The 24955-nt window shown below is 44.8% G+C and carries 25 protein-coding genes; 19 read left to right on the forward strand and 6 right to left on the reverse strand.

Annotated features, from left to right (window positions below; genetic code table 11):
* The first annotated feature begins 299 nt into the window (after positions 1-299).
* From rpmI to NI467_RS11975, 4 genes are all read left to right on the forward strand, one after another.
* The gene (gene rpmI, locus NI467_RS11960) at positions 300-494 is read left to right on the forward strand and encodes a 50S ribosomal protein L35 (RefSeq protein WP_001096359.1); all 195 of its coding nucleotides are present in this window, start codon (positions 300-302) and stop codon (positions 492-494) included.
* 11 nt (positions 495-505) lie between these two features.
* A complete protein-coding gene (gene rplT, locus NI467_RS11965) occupies positions 506-865 on the forward strand; it encodes a 50S ribosomal protein L20 (protein ID WP_004647525.1) in 360 nt (119 codons plus the stop codon).
* 127 nt (positions 866-992) lie between these two features.
* Entirely contained in the window at positions 993-1373 is a 381-nt protein-coding gene (locus NI467_RS11970) for a hypothetical protein (protein ID WP_151203651.1), read from the forward strand.
* Positions 1374-1490: 117 nt separating this feature from the next.
* Positions 1491-1727 carry a hypothetical protein gene (locus tag NI467_RS11975; protein ID WP_227548207.1) on the forward strand — a complete coding sequence of 79 codons (237 nt, stop codon included), beginning with the start codon at positions 1491-1493 and terminating at the stop codon, positions 1725-1727.
* 315 nt (positions 1728-2042) lie between these two features.
* Here NI467_RS11975 and NI467_RS11980 read toward each other — a convergent pair whose 3' ends face one another.
* On the reverse strand, positions 2043-3065 hold the full coding sequence (locus tag NI467_RS11980) for a hypothetical protein (protein WP_253153135.1): 1023 nt from the start codon (positions 3063-3065) through the stop codon (positions 2043-2045).
* A gap of 160 nt (positions 3066-3225) precedes the next feature.
* Between NI467_RS11980 and pheS the strand changes: the two genes are divergently transcribed.
* The 3 genes from pheS to NI467_RS11995 all read left to right on the forward strand — a co-directional run bounded on the left by pheS (position 3226) and on the right by NI467_RS11995 (position 7012).
* Complete coding sequence (gene pheS, locus NI467_RS11985; RefSeq protein WP_253153138.1) at positions 3226-4206, forward strand: phenylalanine--tRNA ligase subunit alpha; 981 nt, start codon at positions 3226-3228, stop codon at positions 4204-4206.
* A 131-nt stretch (positions 4207-4337) separates the two neighbouring features.
* Entirely contained in the window at positions 4338-6719 is a 2382-nt protein-coding gene (gene pheT, locus NI467_RS11990; protein ID WP_253153139.1) for a phenylalanine--tRNA ligase subunit beta, read from the forward strand.
* Positions 6716-7012 (forward strand): integration host factor subunit alpha, encoded by a 297-nt coding sequence (locus NI467_RS11995; protein ID WP_004783565.1) that lies wholly within the window; start codon positions 6716-6718, stop codon positions 7010-7012. Before pheT ends, NI467_RS11995 begins: the two co-directional genes overlap by 4 nt.
* Positions 7013-7116: 104 nt before the next feature.
* On the opposite strand, the gene NI467_RS12000 is transcribed toward NI467_RS11995, so the two are convergent.
* The 3 genes from NI467_RS12000 to trxA all read right to left on the reverse strand — a co-directional run bounded on the left by NI467_RS12000 (position 7117) and on the right by trxA (position 9728).
* Positions 7117-7404 carry a hypothetical protein gene (locus NI467_RS12000; RefSeq protein ID WP_151203643.1) on the reverse strand — a complete coding sequence of 96 codons (288 nt, stop codon included), beginning with the start codon at positions 7402-7404 and terminating at the stop codon, positions 7117-7119.
* Positions 7405-7810: 406 nt separating this feature from the next.
* Complete coding sequence (gene rho, locus NI467_RS12005; protein ID WP_151203641.1) at positions 7811-9079, reverse strand: transcription termination factor Rho; 1269 nt, start codon at positions 9077-9079, stop codon at positions 7811-7813.
* Between the two features lie 322 nt (positions 9080-9401).
* The gene (gene trxA / locus NI467_RS12010) at positions 9402-9728 is read right to left on the reverse strand and encodes a thioredoxin (protein WP_151207486.1); all 327 of its coding nucleotides are present in this window, start codon (positions 9726-9728) and stop codon (positions 9402-9404) included.
* A 259-nt stretch (positions 9729-9987) separates the two neighbouring features.
* On the opposite strand from trxA, the gene ppx reads away from it, so the two are divergent.
* The 7 genes from ppx to NI467_RS12045 all read left to right on the forward strand — a co-directional run bounded on the left by ppx (position 9988) and on the right by NI467_RS12045 (position 16962).
* Positions 9988-11508: an exopolyphosphatase gene (gene ppx, locus NI467_RS12015; RefSeq protein WP_253153140.1), complete on the forward strand. Its 1521-nt coding sequence runs from the start codon at positions 9988-9990 to the stop codon at positions 11506-11508.
* Between the two features lie 31 nt (positions 11509-11539).
* Positions 11540-12364, forward strand: a complete 825-nt coding sequence (locus NI467_RS12020; RefSeq protein WP_151203635.1) for an acetyl-CoA carboxylase carboxyltransferase subunit alpha — start codon at positions 11540-11542, stop codon at positions 12362-12364.
* Positions 12301-13674, forward strand: a complete 1374-nt coding sequence (tilS, locus tag NI467_RS12025) for a tRNA lysidine(34) synthetase TilS (protein ID WP_253153142.1) — start codon at positions 12301-12303, stop codon at positions 13672-13674. Before NI467_RS12020 ends, tilS begins: the two co-directional genes overlap by 64 nt.
* Before the next feature lie 2 nt (positions 13675-13676).
* Positions 13677-14516: a pyrroline-5-carboxylate reductase gene (gene proC / locus NI467_RS12030; RefSeq protein WP_374982209.1), complete on the forward strand. Its 840-nt coding sequence runs from the start codon at positions 13677-13679 to the stop codon at positions 14514-14516.
* Positions 14517-14535: 19 nt separating this feature from the next.
* Positions 14536-15105 (forward strand): YggT family protein, encoded by a 570-nt coding sequence (locus tag NI467_RS12035; RefSeq protein WP_151203629.1) that lies wholly within the window; start codon positions 14536-14538, stop codon positions 15103-15105.
* Positions 15106-15327: 222 nt separating this feature from the next.
* Positions 15328-15837, forward strand: coding sequence for a DUF1543 domain-containing protein (locus NI467_RS12040; protein WP_253153144.1), 510 nt, complete (start codon positions 15328-15330; stop codon positions 15835-15837).
* Between the two features lie 132 nt (positions 15838-15969).
* Complete coding sequence (locus NI467_RS12045; protein ID WP_253153146.1) at positions 15970-16962, forward strand: DUF2804 domain-containing protein; 993 nt, start codon at positions 15970-15972, stop codon at positions 16960-16962.
* Between the two features lie 198 nt (positions 16963-17160).
* Here the strand turns inward: NI467_RS12045 and NI467_RS12050 are convergent, their stop codons facing one another.
* Positions 17161-18039 carry a metal-dependent hydrolase gene (locus NI467_RS12050; protein ID WP_253153147.1) on the reverse strand — a complete coding sequence of 293 codons (879 nt, stop codon included), beginning with the start codon at positions 18037-18039 and terminating at the stop codon, positions 17161-17163.
* 144 nt (positions 18040-18183) lie between these two features.
* On the opposite strand from NI467_RS12050, the gene NI467_RS12055 reads away from it, so the two are divergent.
* Positions 18184-19221 carry an AraC family transcriptional regulator gene (locus tag NI467_RS12055; protein WP_253153149.1) on the forward strand — a complete coding sequence of 346 codons (1038 nt, stop codon included), beginning with the start codon at positions 18184-18186 and terminating at the stop codon, positions 19219-19221.
* Between the two features lie 37 nt (positions 19222-19258).
* Here NI467_RS12055 and NI467_RS12060 read toward each other — a convergent pair whose 3' ends face one another.
* Positions 19259-20590, reverse strand: a complete 1332-nt coding sequence (locus NI467_RS12060; RefSeq protein WP_253153150.1) for a Na+/H+ antiporter NhaC family protein — start codon at positions 20588-20590, stop codon at positions 19259-19261.
* Between the two features lie 364 nt (positions 20591-20954).
* On the opposite strand from NI467_RS12060, the gene trpA reads away from it, so the two are divergent.
* Genes trpA through NI467_RS12080 form a run of 4 tightly spaced genes read left to right on the forward strand, consistent with a single transcriptional unit; the run spans position 20955 to position 24950 of the window.
* Positions 20955-21758: a tryptophan synthase subunit alpha gene (gene trpA, locus NI467_RS12065; protein WP_151203617.1), complete on the forward strand. Its 804-nt coding sequence runs from the start codon at positions 20955-20957 to the stop codon at positions 21756-21758.
* Positions 21755-22651 carry an acetyl-CoA carboxylase, carboxyltransferase subunit beta gene (gene accD, locus NI467_RS12070; RefSeq protein WP_151203615.1) on the forward strand — a complete coding sequence of 299 codons (897 nt, stop codon included), beginning with the start codon at positions 21755-21757 and terminating at the stop codon, positions 22649-22651. Before trpA ends, accD begins: the two co-directional genes overlap by 4 nt.
* Positions 22648-23931 (forward strand): bifunctional tetrahydrofolate synthase/dihydrofolate synthase, encoded by a 1284-nt coding sequence (folC, locus tag NI467_RS12075; protein WP_253153152.1) that lies wholly within the window; start codon positions 22648-22650, stop codon positions 23929-23931. Before accD ends, folC begins: the two co-directional genes overlap by 4 nt.
* On the forward strand, positions 23928-24950 hold the full coding sequence (locus NI467_RS12080; protein ID WP_253153154.1) for an SPOR domain-containing protein: 1023 nt from the start codon (positions 23928-23930) through the stop codon (positions 24948-24950). The genes folC and NI467_RS12080 overlap by 4 nt, the downstream gene beginning before the upstream one ends.
* The last annotated feature ends 5 nt before the right edge of the window (positions 24951-24955 follow it).

Here is a 24955-nt window from a genome sequence, read left to right on the forward strand (position 1 = left end):
CATTTCCGTGCTATTGCTACCCGATTTGATAAGCTTGCACGAAATTATCAGTCTATGATTTACATTGCTTGCATGTTTATTTGGTGTAAAGTCAAATGAGGACACGCCCTAGTATGGCCAGGTTTGTCAATTTCGTAATTTAATCCCTTGCTGCAAAATGTTAGTTTTGCAATTTCCTTCAGAAAAAAGGACTAGTGCTTTTGTTTTAAGCAAAGATGCATTAGAATGTGCGCTCCCTTACCTGCAGGTCGTTGTTGCAATGGTGCAGACGTGCCGAACAGGTGTTTAAAGAGGTTGTTATGGCTAAGTTAAAAACTCGCCGTGGTGCAGCTAAACGTTTCAAAGCGACTGCAAACGGTTTCAAGCGTAAACAAGCGTTCAAACGCCACATTTTGACCAAAAAATCTGCTAAACGTATCCGTCAATTGCGCGGCTGTGTAATGGTTCACGTAAGTGACGTTGCTTCAGTTCGTCGTATGTGCCCATACATCTAAGGAGATTATAAATGGCTCGTGTAAAACGTGGTGTACAGGCTCATCGCCGTCATAAAAAAATTCTTGCTCGTGCTAAAGGTTACTACGGCGCTCGTTCACGCGTATATCGCGTAGCGTTCCAAGCGGTAATCAAGGCAGGTCAATACGCTTACCGTGACCGTCGTCAGAAGAAACGTCAATTCCGTGCTCTATGGATTGCGCGTATCAACGCTGGTGCTCGTCAAAATGGTTTGTCATACAGCCGTATGATCGCTGGCTTGAAAAAAGCTCAAGTGATTATCGACCGTCGCGTACTTGCTGACATCGCTATGCATGACGCAGTTGCATTTGCTGCTTTAGCTTCTAAAGCTAAAGATGCATTAGCTGCATAAGTCTTTAGGACTTAAAGAAAAGACCGCTTTTAGCGGTCTTTTTTTGTGCCTTTATGTATATGGTTGAATCATAAAACTATGAATAAAAGTTTGAACCCTGATTTTACCTTCATTAGAGAAAGCTGAAATGCGTCAACAATATCATTTTAGACAAGTGGGCGATGATACTCATATTTGGGATGTGCATCGTTTGGTCAAGCTGAGCCAAAGCTTACAGATTAAACAAATTCCAGTGGCAGCTATTCAAGAGCTGAATGAAGCCTATTGGTTTCCTGAAACTCACCCTACCACGCAGCAAATTATTGAACATATTCAGTTGATTCAAGAAGCTGATTTAAGTTATCCCATTATTTTATGCGCAGCAGGGAGGGTGATGGATGGAATGCATCGAGTGGCAAAAGCCCAATTATTGCAGCAGGAAACCATTCAGGCGGTCCAATTTAATATAACCCCAGTACCCGACTTTATTAACCTTGCTGAAGATGAGCTGGATTATGACGAGGACTAAAGATTAATCATAGTAGAGACAGCCATTTCGTGTATTAGTGACTAAGCACGTGCAGCGGCTTTAACTGATATGCATTGATCAGATGACTTGAGAGCCATACTGTAAATGATGGCTGAAATGAATAAAATTAATGCTGTTGCTACCTCTGCTACAGGGAAAATCATTTTTTTCAGGGCTTTGGTATATAAACTCGGTTTGTATTATATTGAGCTGAATAACCTATTTTGGCTGGATTTGCCCTTTTCAGTAAATTTATACTGTTCTGTTAAGCATGTATTTCATCGGGCATGGCATCAACAGGAGTTATGGTCTAATTCGAGTAATCAGGAAAGTCTGCCGCAGTTGTTTGGATAGCATTCGATGGTCTGCTGGATGCTTGGTACACACCGCAAAAACCGGGAAAAATATGTGCAGATGAAGAATCTACCCGAATCTCGGCATAGCCGGTGGATACCTGTAAAAAGTCAAAAGAGATTGATGATTTTTTAGCTCAGCTGGGTACTTCTGTGTTATCGCAGATGTGACACCAACATCCTTTAAATTGTCATCTCGTTCTATAAATCTGTTTTAATTCACAGATGTTAGGCCGCTCTGCATTAAAGGAACACGACAGTTGAAGATACAGTTTAATGCATGAAACAGAGTCGAATAGCAGCCCTATCAACAAAACTACAGGCCAAAATAGTAGCCAATCAGACAGATAATCACGGTGATAATAATTAAAGTTAATACATTGGTCGCACTGGACTTGCCTGGGTCTTGCGGTTTGTGTGCCTTAGAACTTGCCGATACATGTTTGTCCGTCGTCATGCCAGCGAATGGATCAGGAGTCGCTTTGCTGCTCAGTTGAGCCGTCTTATAGTGATTCCCCACTTTAACAATAAATTTTGCAGTTAAATCATCAATCTTTTGCGAGAAATGACGTAAATCCAGTTGCTGTTCAGGGCTTAAAATTTCTCCCTCCGCATGATAGGGATGCTGAATCTGGCTATCAATAAAATCACTTAAGGCTTCTAGACGATAAAGGGTCTGATGGACATAATCTGCTGAGTAATTGGTCGGGATTAAAGCTAGATGGGTGGTTGAATCAGCTTGCAACGCCGGGATGTTGCCATAATAAGGCAAAGAGCTATAAGTTGGCTCTGTAAAACCTTGGGCCCATCTATTTTGAAACAGCTCCTGTTCGGTATAAGTCTGAATATCATCCCAGTTTGGCGCCTCCAGATCGGCATTAATACGTTTGGCCAATTTGGAATTTAACTGATAACCCCAGAAGGTTTCATGCCGTAAAGGAGACTGCTGAGCAGGAGGGGCTTCATAGTCATTATCTGCGCTATACCATTCTGCCAGTTCCTTCCCAATCATCCAGGCCATTTTCTCCTGCTTTCCATGGCTGATAATCACATGCGCGAAAGGCACCAGTTCGACATTAGCATTGGGGTTCTTTTCATCTTCCAGTAAATGTGAGGAGTGCAGGCTCAAGCGGTGAACCCCCTGTTTTTTTAAGCCTTCCAGCCAGATCTGAAAGTGTTGGGCCAAGAGATGCTGTGAAAGCAGGTCACGAAAAGTTAAATGGTGCTGATTAAAAATGGAGTGATTCAGCCACTGGCTAAAGCCAAGATCCTGAGTCAGAAACTCGTTACCATAAGTCACAAGGGTCAGTTGCTGTTTCCAAATTTGATCGAGTGCCATAGTGATTTGATCTCTTTGATATTGTTTATATCTTATACTTTTTATATTTGATCCTGCCAATCTAATTTTCCTGCACAGGTCTCTTCATCAAAGTCTTTAAAAACTGTTAGAATATGGGGTTTTTAAAATAATTTTTTAACCTGTTGCTTTGAGAGTTACTATGTCACTGGAAGCCCTGACCACTGAAGCGCTCGCTGCGATTGCAGCAGCTCAAGACCTTGCTGCACTTGATCAAGCCCGAGTGCAATTTACAGGGAAAAAAAGCCAGCTCGCGGAACAATCTAAGTCGCTGGGTAAAATGGATCCTGAACAGCGTAAAGCGTTCGGCGCACAAATTCATGCAGTCCGTGAAGCAATTACCAGTGCTTTGACCGCACATCAGGCTGAACTGCATCAAGCCGCATTAGAACAAAAGCTGGCGAGCGAAACAATTGATATTACTTTGCCGGGTCGCGGTCAGCAGGTGGGCAGTATCCATCCGGTGACCCAGGTTCAGGAACGTATTTGCCAGTTCTTTACCAAAGCCGGTTTTACCGTGGCAACAGGTCCAGAAGTTGAAGATGACTATCATAACTTTGAAGCCCTGAATATCCCGGGACATCACCCTGCACGTGCCATGCATGATACCTTCTACTTTGATGTCAACCACCTGCTGCGTACCCATACGTCTGGAGTGCAGATCCGTACCATGGAAACCCAGCAACCGCCGATCCGTATTGTCTGTCCGGGGCGGGTATATCGCTGTGACTCGGACCAGACGCATTCACCGATGTTCCATCAGATCGAAGGGTTATACGTTGCGGAAAATACCAGCTTTGCTGAACTGAAAGGTTTGCTAGTCAATCTACTGAATGAGTTCTTTGAAAAAGATTTAACAGTACGTTTCCGTCCGTCTTATTTCCCATTCACTGAGCCAAGTGCTGAAGTGGACATTATGGATGAGCGCGGCAAATGGCTGGAAGTACTAGGCTGCGGAATGGTGCATCCAAATGTACTGCGTGCAGCAGGCATTGATCCGGAACAATACAAAGGCTTTGCATTTGGTTTGGGGGTAGAACGTTTTGCCATGCTACGTTATGGCATTAATGACTTGCGTATGTTCTATCAAAATGATGTGCGTTTTTTACGCCAGTTTGCTTAAAACTTTTTAATAATCCTCTCCTAACCTCTCCTTTTAAAAGAGGGAATCCGCGAAATAGATGGAGTTCTCCCCCTTTGGAAAATGGGGGGCAGAGGGGGATTCTAGAGATTTGAATTACAGGTTTTATATCAATGAAAATTAGCGAAAATTGGCTGCGCACATGGGTTAACCCAGCCATCGACAGCGAAAAATTATCTGACCAACTGACAATGCTCGGTTTGGAAGTCGATGAGTTGGCTCCAGCAGCAAAACCATTTACAGGCATAGTGGTGGGTGAGGTTTTAACAGTAGAACAGCATCCTGATGCCGATCGCCTGCGGGTAACAACAGTAAATATTGGTTCGGGTGAACCGTTACAAATCGTATGCGGTGCGCCCAACGTTCGCGCAGGCATGAAAGCACCGGTGGCAACCATCGGTGCGGTTTTACCAGGCGATTTCAAGATTAAAAAAGGCAAACTGCGCGGTGTTGAATCACAAGGTATGCTATGTGGTGCTTCTGAAATTGATCTGGAAGATAAAATTGACGGTCTTTTAGAATTACCGGATGATGCTCCTGTCGGTGTCAATATCCGTGAATATCTGGATCTGGATGATCATGTGATTGACATCAGTATCACGCCAAACCGGGGTGACTGTTTTAGCATTCGTGGTATTGCGCGTGAAATCGGGGTCATCAACCAGCTGCCAGTAACTGTACCGGAAATCAAGGAAGTTGCTGCAACGATTAATGATGAGAAGAAAGTCGTTGTCTCAACTGAAGGTTGTCCACGTTACTTGGGTCGTGTGATCAAGAATGTAAATACCAAAGCGCCGACACCAGAATGGATGGAGCGTGCTCTGGTGCGTTCAGGCATTCGTCAGCACAGCATTCTGGTGGATATTACCAACTATGTCCTGATGGAGTTGGGTCAACCTCTTCATGCTTTTGATGGCGGTAAAGTTCAGGGTTCTGTTCAGGTTCGCCAGGCAAAAGCAGGTGAAAAACTTGTATTGCTAAACGAACAGGAAGTCGAGCTGCAAGATGATGTCATGGTGATTGCAGATGATGAAAAAGCATTGGCCATTGCGGGTGTAATGGGAGGCTTGTCTTCATCAGTTACCGATGAAACAACAGAAATTTTCCTGGAATCAGCCTTCTTTGCTCCGCTGTATATTGCTGGTCGTGCGCGCCGTTTTGGTCTGCATACAGATGCCTCGCAGCGTTATGAACGTGGGGTAGATTTTGAACTGCCAATGCTGGCTATGCACCGTGCTTCACAATTGATTGCTGAACTGGCTGGCGGTGAATTTGGACCAATTGTTGTGGCTGAAAATCCAGCAGCATTGCCAACGCGCGAAGCAATTGAACTTGAACAGGCGCAAGTAGACCAATTGCTGGGTTATAGTATTGAGTCTGGCTTTATTCGCGATGCATTAATGCGTCTGGGCTGTGAGGTGACGGTCAAGGCAGAAGGGCAATGGTCCGTTGTTCCGCCATCACACCGTTATGATATGGCGATTTATCAAGACCTGATTGAAGAAGTGGCGCGTATTCATGGCTATGACAATATTCAGATCAGCTTGCCAGTACTTGAAGCCAAACTTGCAAAATATCAGGATCAGTTTGAAACCGCACAATTGCGTCAGACAGCAGTGACTTTGGGTTACCAAGAAGCGATCAGTTTTAGCTTTGCTGATCTGAAACTTGAAAAGCAGTTAAATCCTGCGGTTAATCCATTGGCATTGGCTAACCCAATCTCTAGTGATTTGGCGGTGATGCGTTCGACCCTGCTTTCCAGCCTGATTCCTTGTGTGCAGTACAATACCAACCGTCAGCAGAGCCGTGTCCGTTTCTTTGAATTGGGCTTGCGCTTTGACTATCAACATGCTGCCTCAATTCATGATCTTAAGCAGATTCCAACCTTTGTCCTGATTGCCACAGGTTCACGCACTGCGGAAAGCTGGCATGCAAAACCGCAAGCGATGGATTTCTTCGATTTTAAAGGCGATGTAGAAGAAATTCTGGCTGCTGCACGCTTGAAAGTGGAATATGTACGTTCTGAACGTGCCTGGTTGCATCCTGGTCAATCCGCGGAAATTCTCGTGAATAATGAATCAATAGGTTATTTGGGGCGTTTACACCCTTCACTTGAAGATGAATTGGATTTAACAACGACTTGGGTCGCAGAACTGGATCAAAATGCTGTTTTGCAAACTTATGTATCTAATTTTACAGAATTATCACGTTTTCCGTCGGTTCGACGTGATATTGCGCTTTTAATTAGTGATAAGATTAATGTTAGCGAAATTCAGGGACTTATCGAAAAAACAGGTGGAGAGCTTTTAGACTCGACATGGCTATTCGATGTGTATACTGGACAAGGAGTAGAGGAAGGGAAACGCTCACTGGCATTTGCACTTCTCTGGCAGCATCCAAGCCGTACACTGGAAGATGCTGAAATTAAATCAGGTATGGATAATATCCTTCAAGTGTTGGAAAACACTTATCAAGCGACATTGAGGGCTTCATGACAGCATTAACAAAAGCAGAAATGGCTGATCATTTAAGTGAGCTCACGAGTTTAAACCGTCGTGAAGCTAAACAAATGGTCGAGTTGTTTTTTGATGAGATTAGCCAAGCACTAATCTCAGGCGAGCAGGTCAAATTATCAGGTTTTGGGAACTTTGAGTTACGTGACAAACGTCAACGTCCAGGTCGTAATCCTAAAACCGGGGAAGAAATTCCAATTTCTGCACGCCGTGTCGTTACCTTCCGCGCCGGACAGAAATTCCGTCAACGCGTAGGGAATGAGCAGATCAATTGATCTGCTTTTTTCTTTGAATAATAAGCTATAAAAATTCAGATTTTTATAGCCACAAAAAAAGAGAGCCAATGGCTCTCTTTTTTTGTACTGAATAATCGTAATGATTATTGAGCAGCAGCTTCAGAAGCAGCAGTTGCATCAGCAGCAGCGTCAACAGCAACAGCAGCAGCAGCGTCAGCTTCAGAAGCAGCAGCAGCTTCAGTAGTAGCAACTTCAGAAGTAGCTTCTACAGCAGCAGCATCAGCAGCAGCTTCAGCTTCAGAAGCAGCTTCTACAGCTTCAGAAGCAGCTTGGTTAGCGTCAGTAGCAGCGTCGTCAGCTTTTTTAGCACAACCAACGAAAGCTAAAGTAGTAGCAACTGCAGCAGCAATAGCGATTTTTTTGAATAACATGGCATCACTCTCTAAAAAATGAGATTAAAAAAAAACCGGAGTTAGGCTGTAATATGCTTTTATTATTCCTAATTTTGTCAGGGACTAACAACGCAGGAGCAGTCTAACTGGTCTGTAAATATGCTATCACCGTGGATTTTGAATTGCTACTGGCTAAACCGTTAAAAATGTAGAAAAATGATAAAAATGAAGAGTTTTTTAACAGAAAATAACAATTAATTGAAAGATTAGGATTGGAGAAAGGCAGGTTACATTTTTTAAGTTTCTGATTACTTTGTTTTATTTATTTTATTAATCAAAACCTTAAAAATAAGTTTACATGATTTCATGCATATTGTTTCAAAGTGTAAGGCTTGTCAACCAAAAAAGGCCACCTAATAGGTGGCCTTTTATGTAATGATTAATATTAATTAGATGCTTTACGTTTCATCTGGTCAAAGAACTCATCATTGGTCTTGGTTTCTTTCATCCGATCCAGTAAGAATTCCATGGCTACCAGTTCATCCTGAGTGTGGAGTAATTTACGCAGAATCCAGACTTTACGCAGATTATCTTCGGACATCAGGCGCTCTTCACGACGCGTGCCTGATTTCTTGATATTCATGGCAGGGAACACACGTTTTTCTGCAATACGGCGATCCAGGGTAATTTCTTGGTTGCCTGTACCTTTGAATTCCTCGTAAATCACTTCATCCATCTTGCTACCGGTTTCAATCAGCGCAGTCGAGATGATAGTCAATGAACCGCCTTCTTCGATATTACGTGCCGCCCCAAAGAAACGTTTTGGACGCTCCAGCGCGTGGGCATCAACACCCCCTGTGAGCACCTTACCAGAGGAAGGAATCACAGTGTTATAAGCACGCGCCAGACGTGTGATTGAGTCAAGCAGAATGACGACATCTTTTTTATGTTCCACCAGACGTTTGGCTTTTTCAATGACCATTTCTGCTACCTGAACGTGACGGGCCGGTGATTCGTCAAAGGTTGAAGCCACCACTTCACCGCGAACAGTACGTTCCATTTCAGTAACTTCTTCAGGACGTTCGTCAATCAAAAGTACAATCAGGAAAACTTCCGGGTTATTGCGGATAATAGACTGGGCGATATTTTGTAGCAGCATGGTTTTACCTGCTTTTGGCGGCGCTACAATAATCGAACGTTGACCTTTACCAATCGGTGCAACCAGATCGACTACACGTGCAGTCAAATCTTCAGTTGTACCATTGCCTAGTTCCATGATCAGCTGTTCAGTTGGAAAAAGTGGGGTCAGGTTTTCAAATAGGATCTTATTACGCGAGTTTTCTGGCGTATCGTAGTTAATCTGGTTGACTTTGAGCAGAGCAAAATAACGTTCACCTTCTTTAGGTGGACGAATTGTGCCGGTAATTGTATCGCCAGTACGCAGATTAAAACGACGGATTTGTGAAGGGCTGACATAAATATCGTCAGGACCTGCCAGATAAGAGCCTGCGGCAGAGCGTAAGAAGCCAAATCCATCTGACAAAATTTCTAGAACGCCATCACCAAAAATCTCTTCGCCATTCATTGCATGACGTTTTAAGATGGCAAAAATAATGTCTTGCTTGCGGTTACGCGCCATACCTTCAAGGCCCATAAACTCGGCAATCTTGATGAGTTCGCCAATCGGTTTTTTCTTGAGTTCGGTTAAATTCATAGGTAGTCAGATAGAATCAAAGTTCTGAGGTACAGGTTAGAAAGGGAGTAAGATTTGGCCGCATACAAGCATTCAAACGAAAGTAATTGAATTTGTAGAAGAACAATTCAGAGATCTGTTTGATTGTTTGAAAGAGAAACGTGAAAAACAATTTCTATTGCCGAGCGGCATCTTATGTAATGTATCTTTTAAGAAATTGGCAGGATTTAGCATCCTTTATCTCTTGAGTTAGAAATATAAGAGAGAAACCGCTTTTTGTCAATTTATAGTCGAAAAAAATACGCGGCGATTTGTCGCGTATTTTAATTTGAATTGGATATGCTTAGATATTTTCATCAATAAACGCAGTCAATTTTGATTTTGGTGCTGCACCTACTTGAGTCGCAATCACTTCACCGCCTTTAAACATCAGCAATGCAGGAATGTTGCGGATATTGAAATTTACTGCAGTTTGTTCGCAAGCCGTCACATCTACTTTGACAATTTTTACTTTGCCTTGGTATTCATCTGCAAGGACTTCAAGTACAGGGGCAATGGCTTTACATGGTGCACACCAGCCTGCCCAGAAGTCTACTAGTACAGGAATATCCGATTGAAGAACGTCTGCTTCGAAGTTTGCGTCAGTAGTATTTACAATGTTGCCAGACATGAAAGGCTCCAGAAATAATTTTTAAAGATGACTATATTTCTTAGTATTACATAGCCTTCTTTAACAATGTAGGGGAATCTGTAAATTTTGAAGCTTAAATCGTGTTTTGTCCAATAGATGATGACGATAGTCATCATCGTGTCATGCAATTGACATATAAATGAAAAAATAATTACGCGAAATTGTGCTGTTAAATGGCTTTTAAATTGCATGGTTGTGAATTACTCTAGGCACAATTTGTAAAAGGTTGATTTCTGAAATGTCTGATTTTTTGATTGATGAAGAGCTACTCGCAGCCATCGATATGGGATCAAACAGCTTTCATTTGGCGATTGCCCGTGTGGATCATGGCGAAGTTAAAAAAGTCGTATCAATGTCAGAAAAGGTTCAGCTGGCTGCAGGGCTGGATGAAAATAAGAATTTAACTGAGGCAGCCCAGCAGCGCGGTCTGGCGTGTCTGGCACGTTTTGTGGGACGTTTGGGGGCCGTGCAGCCTAACCGTTTAAGAATCGTGGCAACCAATGCGCTACGCCAGGCTAAAAACGGGGATGAATTTATTCAAAAAGCGGCTGAAATTCTGCCTAAGCCGATAGAAATTATTGCAGGACGTGAAGAAGCCCGTCTCATTTATCTGGGTGTGTCACACACCATGGAAAATTCAGGTCGCCGCCTGGTGGTGGATATTGGTGGTGGTTCAACCGAACTGATTATTGGTGAGGAATTTGAGCCGATTCATACAGAGTCGGTGCAAATGGGTTGTGTGGCTTTTACCAAAGCTTATTTTCCTGAAGGTCAAATCAGTAGCAAGGCTTTTGATAAGGCGGTCACTGCAGCACGTAAAGAAATTTCTGGTATTGCCAATACCTATAAGGCAGCAGGTTGGGATGCGGTAGTTGGCTCAAGTGGTACGATTAAAGCCTGTCGTCAGATCTGTGTGAACATGGGCTGGAGCAATGATAAGGAACAGCTTACCCTTGAAGGTCTAGACAAACTGAAAGACAAGCTGCTGAAATACAAACATGTCTCTGAAATGGAATTTGAAGGACTTAAAGAGGATCGCCGTGCAGTTCTACCGGCAGGTATTGCTATTCTTTATGCCGTTTTTGATGTCCTGAATGTTCGTTATCTAACCTATTCTGATGGTGCATTACGTGAAGGGGTCATGTATGACCTGCTGGGCCGTTTCAAGCATGAAGATATTCGAGACCGTTCGGTACATGCCCTGATTGGACGTTATAGTGCCGACAGCAAACAGGCAGAGCGGGTAGTGCAAACTGCACAAAAAATGTTTGATGATATGGCTGAAAAGCTTGGACTGAACAGTGATGACAGTGACCTGTTGCGCCGGGCTGCCTATTTGCATGAAATTGGTCTGGCAATCAGCCATAGTGGTTATCAGCGTCATGGTGCCTATTTGTTGCAGCACTCCGACATTGCCGGTTTTTCCCAAATCGACCAGAACTATTTGTCACATTTAGTCGCGCACCATCGTCGCAAATTGCGCACTGATGCCAAGATTGATGTGATGAAAGTGGGCGGATCTAAACTTTTATACTTGTGTTTGCTGCTTCGTCTGGCGGTTTTGGTCAATCACAGCCGCAGTGATGAGATGCTTCCTGCCATTGAACTCAAGGCAAAAAATACGCAACAATGGCAGCTCAGTATTTCCGGTGATGCCAAACAGTGGCCATTGCTAATCGCTGAGCTGCATGATGAACAGCTGCAGTTTAAAAATTGGGACATTGATCTCTCGATTCAGTCTGAACAGTTTGTTAATTAATACCTTTATAGGGATGAAAAACGGTTAACCTATGAGAAATAAAGCTACCCCATCAAAAGCATGGAAGACAGTGCAGATCGCCCGTCATCCGGAACGTCCACAATTTCTGGATTATGTTGGTGAAATATTCACTGAATTTGATGCTTTACATGGTGACCGTTTATATGGTGATGATGGTGCCATGATTGGCGGTCTGGCTCGCTTTGATGGGCAGCCCGTGATGATTGTCGGTCAGCATCGCGGTCGCAGTACCCGTGAAAAACTACAGCATAATTTCGGCATGAGTAACCCGGAAGGTTACCGCAAGGCCCAGCGTTTACTAGACATGGCGGAACGTTTTAATCTGCCGGTCTTTACCTTTATTGATACCATGGGCGCTTATCCGGGTGTAGGGGCAGAAGAGCGTGGTCAGGCTGAAGCAATTGCCACCAGCCTTGCTCAACTCTCTAATTTGAAAGTGCCTGTAATTGCTACGGTACTGGGTGAAGGTGGTTCAGGTGGCGCACTGGGTATTGGTGTCGCGGATCGTGTCATCATGCTGTCTCATAGTATCTATTCTGTGATTTCGCCAGAAGGCTGTGCCTCTATTTTATGGAAAACTGCAGAGAAAGCAGAGGTAGCGAGTGAAGCGCTGGCCCTGACAGCAGACAAGCTGCAGAAAATGGGGATTGTGGAATATGTCGTGGATGAAGGTGAGGGTGCTCATTTAAATCCGGATCAGGTTATGAACAGCCTGAAAGCTGTCCTGAAAGAAGCTTTAAATGAATTGCAACCGATGGAAGCACAAGAACGATGCGAAGCACGTTACCAACGTTTAATGAAGTTTGGCAGCGACAATTTAGGTCTGGTTTCTTAAAGCAACTGCAGGAATTTCCTGCAGAAAAAAAATTTCTAATCGGATGCAGCGGTGGCGTAGATTCTATGCTGCTGCTGCATCTGATGTTTTTTTTCTGTCCCGAAAAAGTGCGTGCCATTTATGTGGATCATCAATTGCAGCACATGAGTGCAGGGTGGGGAACTTTCGTCCAGCAGCAATGTCAGCAGCGGCATATTCCCTGCATCGTCCAGCCGGTTCAGGTCCTGAGTGGAAATCTCGAGCTTCAGGCTCGTCAGGCTCGTTATCAGGCTTATGCACAGCATCTGCAAGTCAATGAAATTCTGGTATTGGCCCATCATCAGCAGGATCAGGCAGAAACCTTGATGCTGCGCCTGCTCTCTGGTGCAGGAATTGATGGGTTGGCCGCCATGAAACCGGTAGATCAGCGAGAAAATTTAACCATCTGGCGGCCATTGCTAGATATCTCTCGTGAGCAGATTTGTCAGTGGGCTATGGATTTAAATATCCAGAATATTGAAGATCCGACCAATCAGGATATTCACTATGATCGTGCTTGGGCACGTGAGCAGTTATGGCCAGTGCTGACAGAACGTTATCCTAAAATGCAGAATGCTTTGGCGCGTAGTGCCGTACTAATGCAGGATACACAGGATATTTTGCAGGAAATTGTGCAGCAGGATTTGAAATCTTGCGGCACTGCAGCAAGGCTTGATTTAACCCGGTTGAATCAATTATCTAAAGCACGACAGCGCCAGCTCTTGTCGATCTGGATGAAAGGCACAGCACAATATCGTCCTGCCTTTGATATGGTGGAACGTTTGCAGCGTGAAGTTATTGCTGCAAAACTGGATGCTCAGGCTGCCCTGCATTGGCAAGGCTATTATTATGTGCGTTATCAGCAACAGCTCTATCGCTTAACAGCTGCTGTTTATCAGGCAGATCGAAATGCTATTCCCGTTGAGCAAGTCCTGCAGTTGAACTTGGCTGCCAATGTGCAACTGCCTTCAGGAAGCTTCAAAATTCAGCAGGCAACTGTGGGTTTATCCAGAGATTTACTGAATCGGCCGCTGAAACTGACACGAAGACAAGGCGGTGAAAAAATCCATTTGCATGGACGTGTAGGTAACTGGCCCTTAAAGAAAGCCATTCAGGAAGCGCAAATATTTCCCTGGACACGACATACGATTCAAATATTAAGCACAGATAATGTTATGCTAGGCGTGTTTACACCTCAGGGATTCTGGTTGGCTCAATCTGCATATTGTACAGCAGGGGGGTGGCTACCTATTTTGGTTTCTTCGACATTAGAACTCAACGACGAGCATTGAACATGAGTGCAGCTTTAAATTGTAATATCTGTTTTATCGGTGGCGGTAATATGGCGCAGGCTTTAATTGGCGGCCTGATTTCACGAGGATTGGCAGCAACACGTATTACAGTGGCTGATCCGGTTGAAAAAGTCCGTACGCTGCTGGCAGAAAAAGATATACATGTGACTGATGATAACCAGGCTGCGATCAAGGATGCGGATATTGTCGTGTTTGCAGTTAAACCTCAGGTGCTGGCTAGCGTACTGCTACCCTTGAAAGGATTGGTGAGTGACAAGCTGATTATTTCTATTGTCGCAGGTGCAGAAATTGCGACTTTGTCGCGACTATTGGGGGCGGAACGTATTGTACGGGTGATGCCAAATACTCCGGCGCTGGTGCAAACCGGCGCACATGGACTATATGCCCATGACAATGTCGAGGCAACTGACCGAGAGCTGGCCAGTCAAGTTCTCGCTTCTACTGGTCTGACAATTTGGGTAAACTCAGAGGCACAGATTGATGCAGTGACAGCTGTATCCGGTTCGGGACCTGCCTATTTTTTCTATATGATGGAAAGTATGATCCGTGCGGGCAAAAATTTAGGTCTGGATGAGAAGACTGCCACTGCTCTAACTTTGCAGACTGCATTAGGTGCAGCGCAGATGGCCATTACCAGCTCTAATACACCCGCTGAACTGCGTAAAAATGTAACTTCTCCTAATGGGACAACGCAGGTAGCGCTAGAGGTTTTTGACCGTGCGCAAATCTCGCAGAATATTCAGGCAGCTTTGGCGGCTGCACAAAAACGTAGCCAAGAACTTGCACAAGAACTTAGTGAAAGTAATCAATCTTCAGTTTAATTTTTAGGAACGTTCAAGTATGGGTGCAAATTCTGCGCTAATTTTTGGCATTATCATTAACGTCGCGATTTTGCTCGTATTCTTCCGCTTTTTAATGCAACTGGCTGTCATCAGTCCCTATAATCCGGTAGTACTTTCAACTGTCAAGGCGACAAAAATTGTAGATGTATTCGGTCGTATCTTTCCGACCCTGGCCAAAGGCCGGGTCAATACGGCAGCTTTGGCCTTGCTGGTGGTGTTATATCTACTCAAGATTTTTGGCATGATGTATTTGTCCGGAGGGATGCCGAATGGCCCTGTACATCTGCTGATTTTGACCTTTGTCACGATGATTCAGGATCTGATCCGTTTCTGTCGTTATCTGATTTTTGCAGCCATTATTTTAAGCTGGGTGGTCATGTTTACCCAATCGCGTTCCCCTTATATTGAGGTGGTGCAGGAACTGGCCGAGCCGATTCTGGCACCATTTCGCCGTATTATGCCGAATATGGGCATGATTGACCTGTCTCCAATTATGGCGATTTTGGCCTTGATTATTATTGAAATGATTATGAATCAAGTTGCCATTGTCTTGTTGACTGGCCTTTAACAAGATTTTAAAAAGGATGCTAAGGCATCTTTTTTTATATGGGACAAATGGGAAATTCTTTTGATGCAGAGCTCTGGTTTAATTTGCCCCCAGCAAGCCCTTGAATGACGCATTAAGCAAGCAAATTAAAATGATGGGTTCTATCCTGCTCCCTTCAGTGTAACTCTGGTCTCGGGACAGATAAATATAGTGTCTAGGTGAATATTTACCAAGGAGCGTGTGATGTCCAGTCTATTTATTGTCATGCTTGGAGGCCGTTATGTGCGGGCAAATACGGAAGTCCATGATGTGGTTCTGGCGGTGGGGGAAAGTCTGGAAGAAACCTATCCGCAATTGAAAAATGCCTGGTTTGGCGAACAGCAAGGTTTGCATATAGATGCTTGGGCACAGATTCATGGCGTAGAGTTTGCAGGAAAGTCCTACCAGATTCAATTTACGGATGCCGCACCGAATCAGGCGAATGAAAAACTCTGGCTTATTAATCTGGGGGGCTATGATGCACATGAATTTGGCGAGCTGCATCGTTATGTGCTGGTGGTCGCACAAAATGCCATGGTCGCCAAACAGCGGGGTAAAGCCCATTTTGCACGGCACTGGCAAAAGCAGCATACTGATCGGGTGCTAGATATAGATGACTGCATTGCCATCGATCATGTCTATGGCCGTTATATCCAGCTGGTCGAGGGTGAGTTTAAGCCTAATCGCTGGGAAAATACCTATCTGTCGATTTAAATGGATGAAATGATAAACCGAGGGTGATGTAGCAGATCTCGACGAGTGGCAGCAAAAAACGCTTTATCAAATTTTAATAATGGGCATAATACGATTAAAAATATCGTTTCTGAATAAGATGGAATGTCTTAAATGGATTTAATTCAGGCAAATGGACAACCGCGTTACGGACGTTTTAAGGAAATTCCCAAAAGCATTGATTATGATGCCTACCGCTACAGAACCCCTTATGGAAATGCGGTTTCGGGTTGGCGTAAACATTTAAAGTATAAAAAATTCAAGTTTTGTAGTATTCAGCACGAGCACTATACAATTGGTCTGGCGATTGCCGATATCGCATGGGCTGGGCATAGTTTTGTCTATACCTATAATCATCTCACCAATGATGTACAGGAATGGAAGGCGATTAATTTTCTGGCACGGCATACGGTACTGGATGAGCAGCCGCTGTTTAATCATAGTTATTTTAATAAGTCACCTTTTCAGATCGAGATTCAGCATAGCAACGGGGTGCGTTATATCAACGTTACCAAATATGGAGAAATCAAACTTTCGGCCCGCATCTTCTGTGCAGGAACAGAGCCACTGAGTATGTGCAGTCCGACCGGAATTAATGGCTGGACCTATACCCAAAAATTGACCACGCTGGCATGTGAAGGGTATTTCGTCAACAAGCAGGGCCAAACCCTGCAATTTAATGAACGGACTTTTGCCTCCCTGGATGATACTTGCGGCTTTTTGCGCCCTGAAACGGCATGGTTCTGGCTGTCCAGTAATTTTAGGGATGCCAATCAAAACCGGATCGGGATTAATCTGGCATCTGGTGTCAATGAAAGTTTTGGCAATGAAAACTGTTTATGGGTGAATGGAAAAATTTATCCACTCGCAGATGTGTTGTTTCAGCAGGAAAATGAAAACCAGTGGAGTATTCAGTCGCTGGATCAACGTTTAAATCTAACAGTTAAAACCGGCTGGCGTCGTTATGAGAATCTGAATCTGCGTTTGGTCGGTAGTCAATTCAGTCAGTGGCAGGCCAAAATCTGTGGCACCATTCAGCAAGGTGATCAGGAAATTATTCTGTTAAATGAATATGGGCTTTTAGAGCAGCACTATGCGAAGTGGTAAGATTTTTTTAATACCTGCCTCCTTAAAGAGTCTTTCCTATTCTATTCAGAATATGAGTCAGTTTCGGTGTTTAGAAATAGACACCTTATTTTTTGCCTCCATCTACCTGATAAAAATGCCAGTCCATATTGTTTAGGGACTGGCATAATTCAAGTGTGAAGACTTTTTATAATCTGACAGCCTATCTTTGCTGAGCGCTTAAGCTTGTGCTGCCTGCCAAAATGCTTCACCTGCCAGAATTGGATTATTGGTTTCTTCCAGAGTTTTGACCCAGACTTCGTATTGCGCAATGACTGGGTGTTGGCTTGGATGGAAGTCGGCTTTAAACCAGTCACGATATTGCTTGCCCATGCGTGTTAGCACCCCTTTTCTACCAAAGAACCACGGCAGGCCTTTGAGGTTCATTTGCCAGCGCTGTAGTCGGTTAAAACCATCATATTTCAACATGATATTTGCGCGGTAGAGGGTAAAACCGAACATCACCACCGTGATAAACGGCAGGGCCGCTTTACGGGTTAATTCGGGTGTCTGGGCGACCTCTTTCATCACATCGAAGGCCACATCACGGTGTTCCATTTCCTCAATGGCATGCCAAGCGAAAAGAGCGCGCACATAAGGATGTGCTGCAGCCAGTGTCTGCTTATGGGCATAAAACGTTTCTGCCATTAAGGCGGTTAAGTGTTCTGCAGCAGCAGTGACGGCAATATTGTAATGTGGTGAACGGTACTTGAGATCTCTGTTCATCATACTATTCAAGCGGCTAATAAACTGGTCAACCGGCATCCCTTGCTCACGCATCAGATCATTCATTTGGTCGTGTGCAATACCATGCTGCGCTTCCTGACGAATAAAATCGGCTACACGCTGCTGTAGCTTGGGGTCTTTGATTTGGTCGCGAAAGAGTCGCACACTCAGAATAAAATAGCGCTCGCCATCTGGAAAGGTCAGGCTGAGCGCATCAAACATGCGGGTCAGAAAAGGATCACCGCCAAACCAGTAACGTGGAATTTCATCAAGCTTGAAATTAAGATTGCTACGGACCACAGGTTGTATGGTGGATTTTACTATAGCGTTCATTTACTTTTATTCTTTTTTCTGGAGATATTGACAGTATGTCGGAGAGTGGGTGAATTGTTTTGACAGATATTGCCAATTTTTATACATTTTACGCCAGAAGAAATAAAAAAATATATCGTGTTGCAGCCGTGATTGGGAATCGCTATGCAAGAGATCAAAATATCCAATGGTTATATCCAGCTGTGGGCAAGTTATTTACGAAGCCGGCAGATTGATCCTTTACATGCTGATTTCCTGAAAGATTTTAAGGAGCAATTGCAAGGCTTGATTGATCAGCCTTTTGATATACAGGTGCCACTGCAACTGCTTAACAATGTATTGCTCAGCACCCGGCAGCATCTTGATTGTCCGCAGTTAATTTTTGAAATTGTCCAGGAAATCAGGCCAGAGCATTTTGGTGTGCTGGGTTATATGGCTTCCAAAAGTAGCAGCATTTCAGAAATCATCGGTTATATCATACGCTTTCAACGGCTGGTGGTGGATGGCAGTGATCTTATTCCTTTTCAACTGCGACAGCATGAACAGAGTGTCGAGTTGTACTGGGCTTTTCTGGAGGAACGTTATAATGTGCTGAATGAACTGACTATAGCGGCAATGGTACAACTGGGCCGTTTTATTTTGCAGGAGCAGCCTTTGTTGTTGCGCAGCATCCACTTTGCACATCGGCCTGAGATTGCAGTAATTCATTTTCAAAAGTTTTATGCAACAGAGCTTAAATTTTCTCAACCCCATTATGCACTGGAGCTGGATGTGCAAGGCCTGAACCTGAAATCTGATCAGGCTGACCCGATGCTGCTGCAACTGTTAATCCGTCAGGCTGAAGGGGAAATTGCTGCCCGGCCACAACTGGAATCGACGCTGCAACATGCCCAAAGGCTGATTGCAGATCACTTGCGTATGCACCAGCAAGCTTTAAAAATTGAACAGCTGGCAGAACATCTTTTGCTGTCTATCCGTACTTTGCAGCGTAAACTTGCCGAACAGGGCACAAGCTTTAAAAAGCTGCTGGAACAGGAGCGGGTAAAACGCTGTGATCTGCTGCTCCAGCAGGAGATCAGCCTGAGTGAGATTGCCGAGCAGCTGGATTATTCGGACCAGTCTGCTTTGGCGCGTGCTTATAAGGCAGCAACGGGCCGCACTTTATTACAACACCGTAAGCAGCCCAAACAAGATCAGCGTTAACAAAGCGCTGTGATGACCGTCATCTCAAGAGACACATTTACGCGGTTTTTAGTGTTGGGTAACGTACCGCAATTGCGATTACGGCAAAAATTGCCAAAATCCAGCAGTAATATACGCCACCAATCAGTTCGACCGGAGAGAGTTTGGCAATCGAACATGCCAGCAGTAACTGTGCACCATAAGGAATCAACCCCTGAACGACGCAGGAAAAAATATCCATTAGGGCAGCGGCTCGTTTGGGATCTACGCCGTATTCTTTCGCTACTTCACGGGCCATATCTCCCGACAGGATAATGGCCACGGTATTATTTGCCACAAACAGATTAGAAAATACCACCAGAAAACTGATGCCAATTTCGCCAGCGCGTTCACGGCCGACCTTAAACAGGCGCGTCAATGCATAAATGCGTTCGATCAGCCAGCGCAAGCCACCTTCACGTTGCATGAGAGCAGACAGACCACCCAGAAACATGGAGAGCAAGGCCACCTCAAACATGCCAACGAAGCCATCATAAATTGAATTGTTCAGCTTGAGCAGATTAAAACCGGGTGTAGCAAATAGGCCGAACAGGCTTGATAACAATACGCCCATACTCAGCACGGCTAAAACATGCAAACGGCTAAAGGCCAATAAAAAGACGGCGATATAAGGAAGAATCAGGATCCAGTTGAAATCCTGATATGCCACAGGGCTGGAACGACCGATACTTACAATATAAATCAGAATCGTGATTATGGAAGCCGGAACGGCAATCCAGACATTGACTCTGAACTTGTCACGCAGTTGTACACGCTGACTGGTTGTGGCGGCTATCGTTGTGTCGGAAATCATCGACAGGTTATCACCGAACATGGCGCCACCCACAACTGCTCCAATTGCATAAACTACTGCAATATCCGTTGCTTGACTAAAACCAAAAGCAATTGGCGCACAGGCTGCAATAGTCCCCATAGAGGTCCCCATTGCCGTTGCCAGAAAGGCTGAAATCACAAATAGCATGGGGAGAACAAATTCAGGGGGAATGATCGACAAAGCCATCTGTACCGTTGCATCGACACTGCCAATGGTACTGCTCACATTGGCAAAGGCTCCGGCCAGCATAAACACCATGAACATCAGTACCAGATTGGGATGGCTGGCTCCTTTTAAAAATGCTTCAATTCCCTGATTCAGTTTGCCACGATACAGCCAGACTGCCAGCATGATGGCAGGCAGTGCGGCAACTGGCGCTTTGACCTGATAAAACGCAAACTCCGTTCCGATCAGGGAATGATAGATCCCGCTACCTAAAAAAATGGTTAAAAATACAATAAGCGGCAGCAGTGCAATGGCGTTAGCCTGCACGCTAGCTTCGGAATCAGTCTGCATAGGAGATAAAAAATTAAAAGAATGCGGCTAGTATAAAGCAGGTTTTGCAATTTCCGAAAACTTTAAGTGAATGCGCTAACATCTGTATTTTTATAATTTTTATATATTAAAAATAAGTTTATCTAAGTATTCAATATTTTAGGGCATAGTAAAATTAGGCATCTTTGATCATTGAGAAAAAAATCAAAATAATCGTAAATAGAGCCTTCCGGGTTGTTCTGAAATCTTCATACAGGAAAGGAAATACCAGAGGTCGATGCTGCACACTGTTCAATGGACAAAAAATAGCGTTACAATGCGATGTCTTGTATTTCTACATAGTCAATGCCTCAAGTTTAAAATACGTTAAGGAAAGCTCAGCCCTATGTCACGTTTAGCCACACGATTTGAACAACTTAAATCTCAACAGCGTAAAGCTTTGGTTTCTTATTTAATGGCTGGTGATCCGCATCCAGAGGTCACTGTACCTCTTCTTCATCAGATGGTGGATGCAGGGGTGGATGTGATTGAGTTGGGTCTTCCTTTTTCTGACCCGATGGCGGATGGTCCGACCATTGCCCTAGCTGCAGAACGCGCGCTGGCAGGTGGAACCAATACGCTGGATGCACTGCACATGGTGAAAGAGTTTCGCTTGAAAGATCGCGAAACACCTGTGGTGCTGATGGGCTATCTAAATCCGGTCGAAGTCATTGGCTATGAAAAATTTGTCGCTTATGCCTATGAATGCGGTGTAGATGGTGTGCTTCTGGTCGACCTTCCACCAGAAGAAGCAGCAGATCTGGGTCAGGTCTTGGAAAAATACGAGATGGACCAGATTTTCTTGCTGGCACCGACCTCAACTGATGAGCGCATTCAGCATGTGGTTAAACAGGCCGGTGGCTTTATTTACTACGTGTCGTTAAAAGGTGTGACCGGTGCTGCGACTTTAGATGTGTCTGAAGCAGCAACACGTATTCAGAAAATTAAGGCTGAGACAGATATTCCTGTAGGTGTGGGTTTTGGTATCAGTGATGCTGCATCTGCGAAAGCGATGGGTGTTGCTGCCGATGCAGTCATTGTGGGGAGCGCATTTGTTAAACATTTCGCATCTCTCCCGCCAGAACAGGCCGTTATTGCTACGGTGAATAAAGTCAAGGAGCTTCGAGCAGCGCTCGATGAGTTAGTATGAGTCAACAAGTGAAATCAGGCAAAATTCTGAGCCCATCGACCCCATGGACGGAGCGTATTGTTCCGGGTATTCATGTTCCTGATGAGCAAACCACCCTCAAAGCCACATTTACAGAACCTACTATTGAATGCCCTGAATGTCATGCTTTGGTGACACGTACGGCGATGTCATTTAATGCCTATGTTTGTCCGCAATGTGATGAACATCTGAAAATGAAAGCGCGTGACCGTCTCAACTGGTTCTTCGATCAGGTGGAAGCGGAAATGGGACAGGAATTCACTGCGAAAGATCCACTTAAATTTGTCGACAGTAAAGCTTATCCGGAGCGGATGTCAGAAGCGCAAAAGAAAACTGGTGAGACTGAAGCCCTGATTGTGATGCAAGGGTTGCTGAAAAACGTGCCAATGATTGCATGTGCCTTTGAATTCGACTTTATGGGTGGTTCAATGGGTACGGTTGTGGGTGACCGTTTTGTGCAGGCAGCAGAGCGTGCGATTAAAGCGCGTCAACCTTTAATCTGCTTTGCAGCATCTGGTGGTGCGCGTATGCAGGAAGGCATGCTGTCTCTGATGCAAATGGCGCGTACTTCAGCGGCTATCCAGCGTTTAAAAGAAGCCGGCCTGCCTTATGTAGTGGTTCTCACCCATCCGGTTTATGGGGGGGTGACGGCTTCTCTGGCAATGCTGGGGGATGTGCATATTGCCGAACCTAAAGCCATGATCGGCTTTGCAGGTAAACGGGTAATTGAACAAACCGTGCGTGAAAAACTGGATGAACCGTTCCAGCGTGCTGAATATTTGCTTGATCATGGTGTAATCGATCAGATTGTTCACCGTCATGCATTACGTGATACAGTTTATCGCATTGTGACTAAACTGATGAACTTGCCTTGAATACAGCACCATTAGCAACAGATTCTTTGGATACATGGCTCGATTATTGGAGCCATGTTCACGTTACAGGTATTGATTTAGGTCTGGAGCGTGTCATTCCGGTAGCTGAAAAGCTAGGCGTGACCGACCCGGCTGCCAAAGTGCTGACCGTGGCTGGAACTAATGGGAAGGGTTCAACCACCACTACGCTGGCTGCCATTTTAAATGCGCACGGCTTTAAAGTGGGGCTATATCAGTCTCCGCATGTATATCGTTTCAATGAACGGGTCAAATTACGCGGGATTGAAGTCGAAGATCAGTTACTGATCGATGCGTTTGTACAGGTCGATCAGGCACGCCGTGAATGTGATTTAAGCCTGTCTTTCTTTGAAGCCACTACGCTGGCTGCTTTCGTTATTTTTAAAGATCAAGATTGTGATGTCTGGGTGCTCGAAGTCGGCCTGGGCGGGCGTCTGGATGTGGTCAATGTAGTCAATCCAGATGTTGCAGTCATTACCAATATTGGTCTGGATCATACCGACTGGTTGGGGGATACCATCGAGAAAATTGCCTTTGAAAAGGCTGGTATTATTCGTCCAAATATTCCGGTAATTTTTGGCGGACAGCAACAGATTCCACAGGCGATTTTAGATCAGGCGGCTAAGTCTAACGCACCCTTGTATGCGATCAACCGTGACTATTTTTATGAAGCCTTTGAAGATGGCAAAACCTGGGCATTTGCGTCTTCAGGCACGACCTTGAAATTACCGACAGGCTCACTGGCCCTAGAGAATATCTCGACAGCAATTACAGCCCTTCTGCTGAGTGGATTAAAGCTTCGTCAGGAAGCAATTGCCGAAGGGATACAGTTGGCGAAGCTGCCTGGACGGTTTGAAATTCGTGAAATTCAAGGTAAAACCGTGATTTTTGATGCAGGGCATAATCCGCACGGCGTCGAGTTTTTATTAAAGCAATTGCGTAATTATTTAAAATATAACAATAAATACAAAGAAGTGATTTGTATTTTTTCCATGTTGGCTGATAAAGATATAAATTCTGTCGTTAAGTTATTGAAAGAACATATCCGATTGTGGAAAATTGCACCATTAGCGGTTCCGCGTGCGGCAGAGGTCACAGCTTTGGCAGAAGCTTTGAGCGGGGAAGCAGTAGAGCAATTTAATAAGGTGCAATTCGCTTTTAAGTCAGCGCTGGATCAGGCAGATAATCATCAGCTGATCTTGGTATGTGGATCATTTCATACCTTAGAAGCGGTGTGGGAGTATTTGGAAGAATGTCAATGAATAATAAACAGCGCTGGATGGGCGGTGTTGTTTTACTCGGTGGTGGTGTTTTATTGGCAGCATTACTTCTGAAAGGTCAGAATGAAATTCAGCAGGAGCGTCAACAAGGTCCGGTGCAGACGATGGAAGCAGAAAATAAAGAGGCTGTGAATAATTCATTAGGCTCTTTAACTGTGGATGTAGAAACTGAAAAGCGTTTACTGGAGCAGCAGCGCCGTGACCGTGAAAAAGCCGTTGCTGAGCAAGAGGCGCGTGCAGCTGAGTTCCTGGCAATGCAGCAACAGGCCGAGGCTGATGCGGCCCGTAAGGCCGCAGAAGAGTATGCAGCACTCAATGCTCATCGCTTGGGCCAGCAAAGTTCGGATAATATTCCACCTGAATTGGTTGACGATGAACAGGCCAAGCAGAAACGTCTGGCTGAAGAAAAAGCTGCGGCACAAAAGAAGCTGGAGCAGCAAAAACTCGCCCAGCAAAAGAATAATGCAGCAGCTGAGGCAGCTAAAAAAGAAGCTGAACGTCAGGCTTTAGCAGAAAAGCGTAAAGCTGAAGAAGCTCAAAAGGCAGCTGAAGCTCGCAAAGCTGCCGAGAAGAAAGAAGCGGAACGTAAAGCGGCAGAAGAAAAGCGCAAAGCCGATGAGGCTAAGAAAAAGGCTGAAGAAGAGCGTCGGGTAGCTGAACGTAAAGAGGCGGAAGAAAAACGTAAGGCAGAAGAAGCCAAGAAAAAGGCAGAAGCCGAGCAGGCACGCAAGCTGTTAGAAGGAGAGGACAGCAAGCAATGGATGGTACAGGTGGCTTTGGCCGCCAACGAAGCCAATGCCGATGCTGTGGCAGCCAAGTTGCGTGCCAAAGGCTATAAGGTGACTAAAAGTCCAACCTCTAAAGGGATTCGTATTATGGTTGGTCCATCCAAGGACCGTGAAGCTGCGGATGCGGCCCGTAAGAAGATTGCATCTGATGCCAGCCTGAATATGAAGTCTGCCTGGGTGATTGACTGGGTGCCTTTGGAGAAGCGTCAATAATTGAT

Source organism: Acinetobacter sp. S4397-1, assembly GCF_024129285.1.
Taxonomy (GTDB): Bacteria; Pseudomonadota; Gammaproteobacteria; order Pseudomonadales; family Moraxellaceae; genus Acinetobacter; species Acinetobacter lwoffii_C.

Coding starts and splice junctions, on each gene's coding strand:
- NI467_RS11975 (WP_227548207.1), top strand. CDS start 1,491: ATGAATAAAATTAATGCTGTTGCTACCTCTGCTACAGGGAAAATCATT.
- NI467_RS12060 (WP_253153150.1), bottom strand. CDS start 20,590: ATGCAGACTGATTCCGAAGCTAGCGTGCAGGCTAACGCCATTGCACTG.
- trpA (WP_151203617.1), top strand. CDS start 20,955: ATGTCACGTTTAGCCACACGATTTGAACAACTTAAATCTCAACAGCGT.
- ppx (WP_253153140.1), top strand. CDS start 9,988: ATGTCTGATTTTTTGATTGATGAAGAGCTACTCGCAGCCATCGATATG.
- NI467_RS12020 (WP_151203635.1), top strand. CDS start 11,540: ATGAGAAATAAAGCTACCCCATCAAAAGCATGGAAGACAGTGCAGATC.
- rplT (WP_004647525.1), top strand. CDS start 506: ATGGCTCGTGTAAAACGTGGTGTACAGGCTCATCGCCGTCATAAAAAA.
- NI467_RS12035 (WP_151203629.1), top strand. CDS start 14,536: ATGGGTGCAAATTCTGCGCTAATTTTTGGCATTATCATTAACGTCGCG.
- NI467_RS11970 (WP_151203651.1), top strand. CDS start 993: ATGCGTCAACAATATCATTTTAGACAAGTGGGCGATGATACTCATATT.
- NI467_RS12040 (WP_253153144.1), top strand. CDS start 15,328: ATGTCCAGTCTATTTATTGTCATGCTTGGAGGCCGTTATGTGCGGGCA.
- NI467_RS12050 (WP_253153147.1), bottom strand. CDS start 18,039: ATGAACGCTATAGTAAAATCCACCATACAACCTGTGGTCCGTAGCAAT.
- NI467_RS12045 (WP_253153146.1), top strand. CDS start 15,970: ATGGATTTAATTCAGGCAAATGGACAACCGCGTTACGGACGTTTTAAG.
- NI467_RS11980 (WP_253153135.1), bottom strand. CDS start 3,065: ATGGCACTCGATCAAATTTGGAAACAGCAACTGACCCTTGTGACTTAT.
- trxA (WP_151207486.1), bottom strand. CDS start 9,728: ATGTCTGGCAACATTGTAAATACTACTGACGCAAACTTCGAAGCAGAC.
- pheS (WP_253153138.1), top strand. CDS start 3,226: ATGTCACTGGAAGCCCTGACCACTGAAGCGCTCGCTGCGATTGCAGCA.
- NI467_RS12080 (WP_253153154.1), top strand. CDS start 23,928: ATGAATAATAAACAGCGCTGGATGGGCGGTGTTGTTTTACTCGGTGGT.
- NI467_RS12055 (WP_253153149.1), top strand. CDS start 18,184: ATGCAAGAGATCAAAATATCCAATGGTTATATCCAGCTGTGGGCAAGT.
- rpmI (WP_001096359.1), top strand. CDS start 300: ATGGCTAAGTTAAAAACTCGCCGTGGTGCAGCTAAACGTTTCAAAGCG.
- rho (WP_151203641.1), bottom strand. CDS start 9,079: ATGAATTTAACCGAACTCAAGAAAAAACCGATTGGCGAACTCATCAAG.
- tilS (WP_253153142.1), top strand. CDS start 12,301: ATGCGAAGCACGTTACCAACGTTTAATGAAGTTTGGCAGCGACAATTT.
- NI467_RS12000 (WP_151203643.1), bottom strand. CDS start 7,404: ATGTTATTCAAAAAAATCGCTATTGCTGCTGCAGTTGCTACTACTTTA.
- pheT (WP_253153139.1), top strand. CDS start 4,338: ATGAAAATTAGCGAAAATTGGCTGCGCACATGGGTTAACCCAGCCATC.
- proC (WP_374982209.1), top strand. CDS start 13,677: ATGAGTGCAGCTTTAAATTGTAATATCTGTTTTATCGGTGGCGGTAAT.
- NI467_RS11995 (WP_004783565.1), top strand. CDS start 6,716: ATGACAGCATTAACAAAAGCAGAAATGGCTGATCATTTAAGTGAGCTC.
- accD (WP_151203615.1), top strand. CDS start 21,755: ATGAGTCAACAAGTGAAATCAGGCAAAATTCTGAGCCCATCGACCCCA.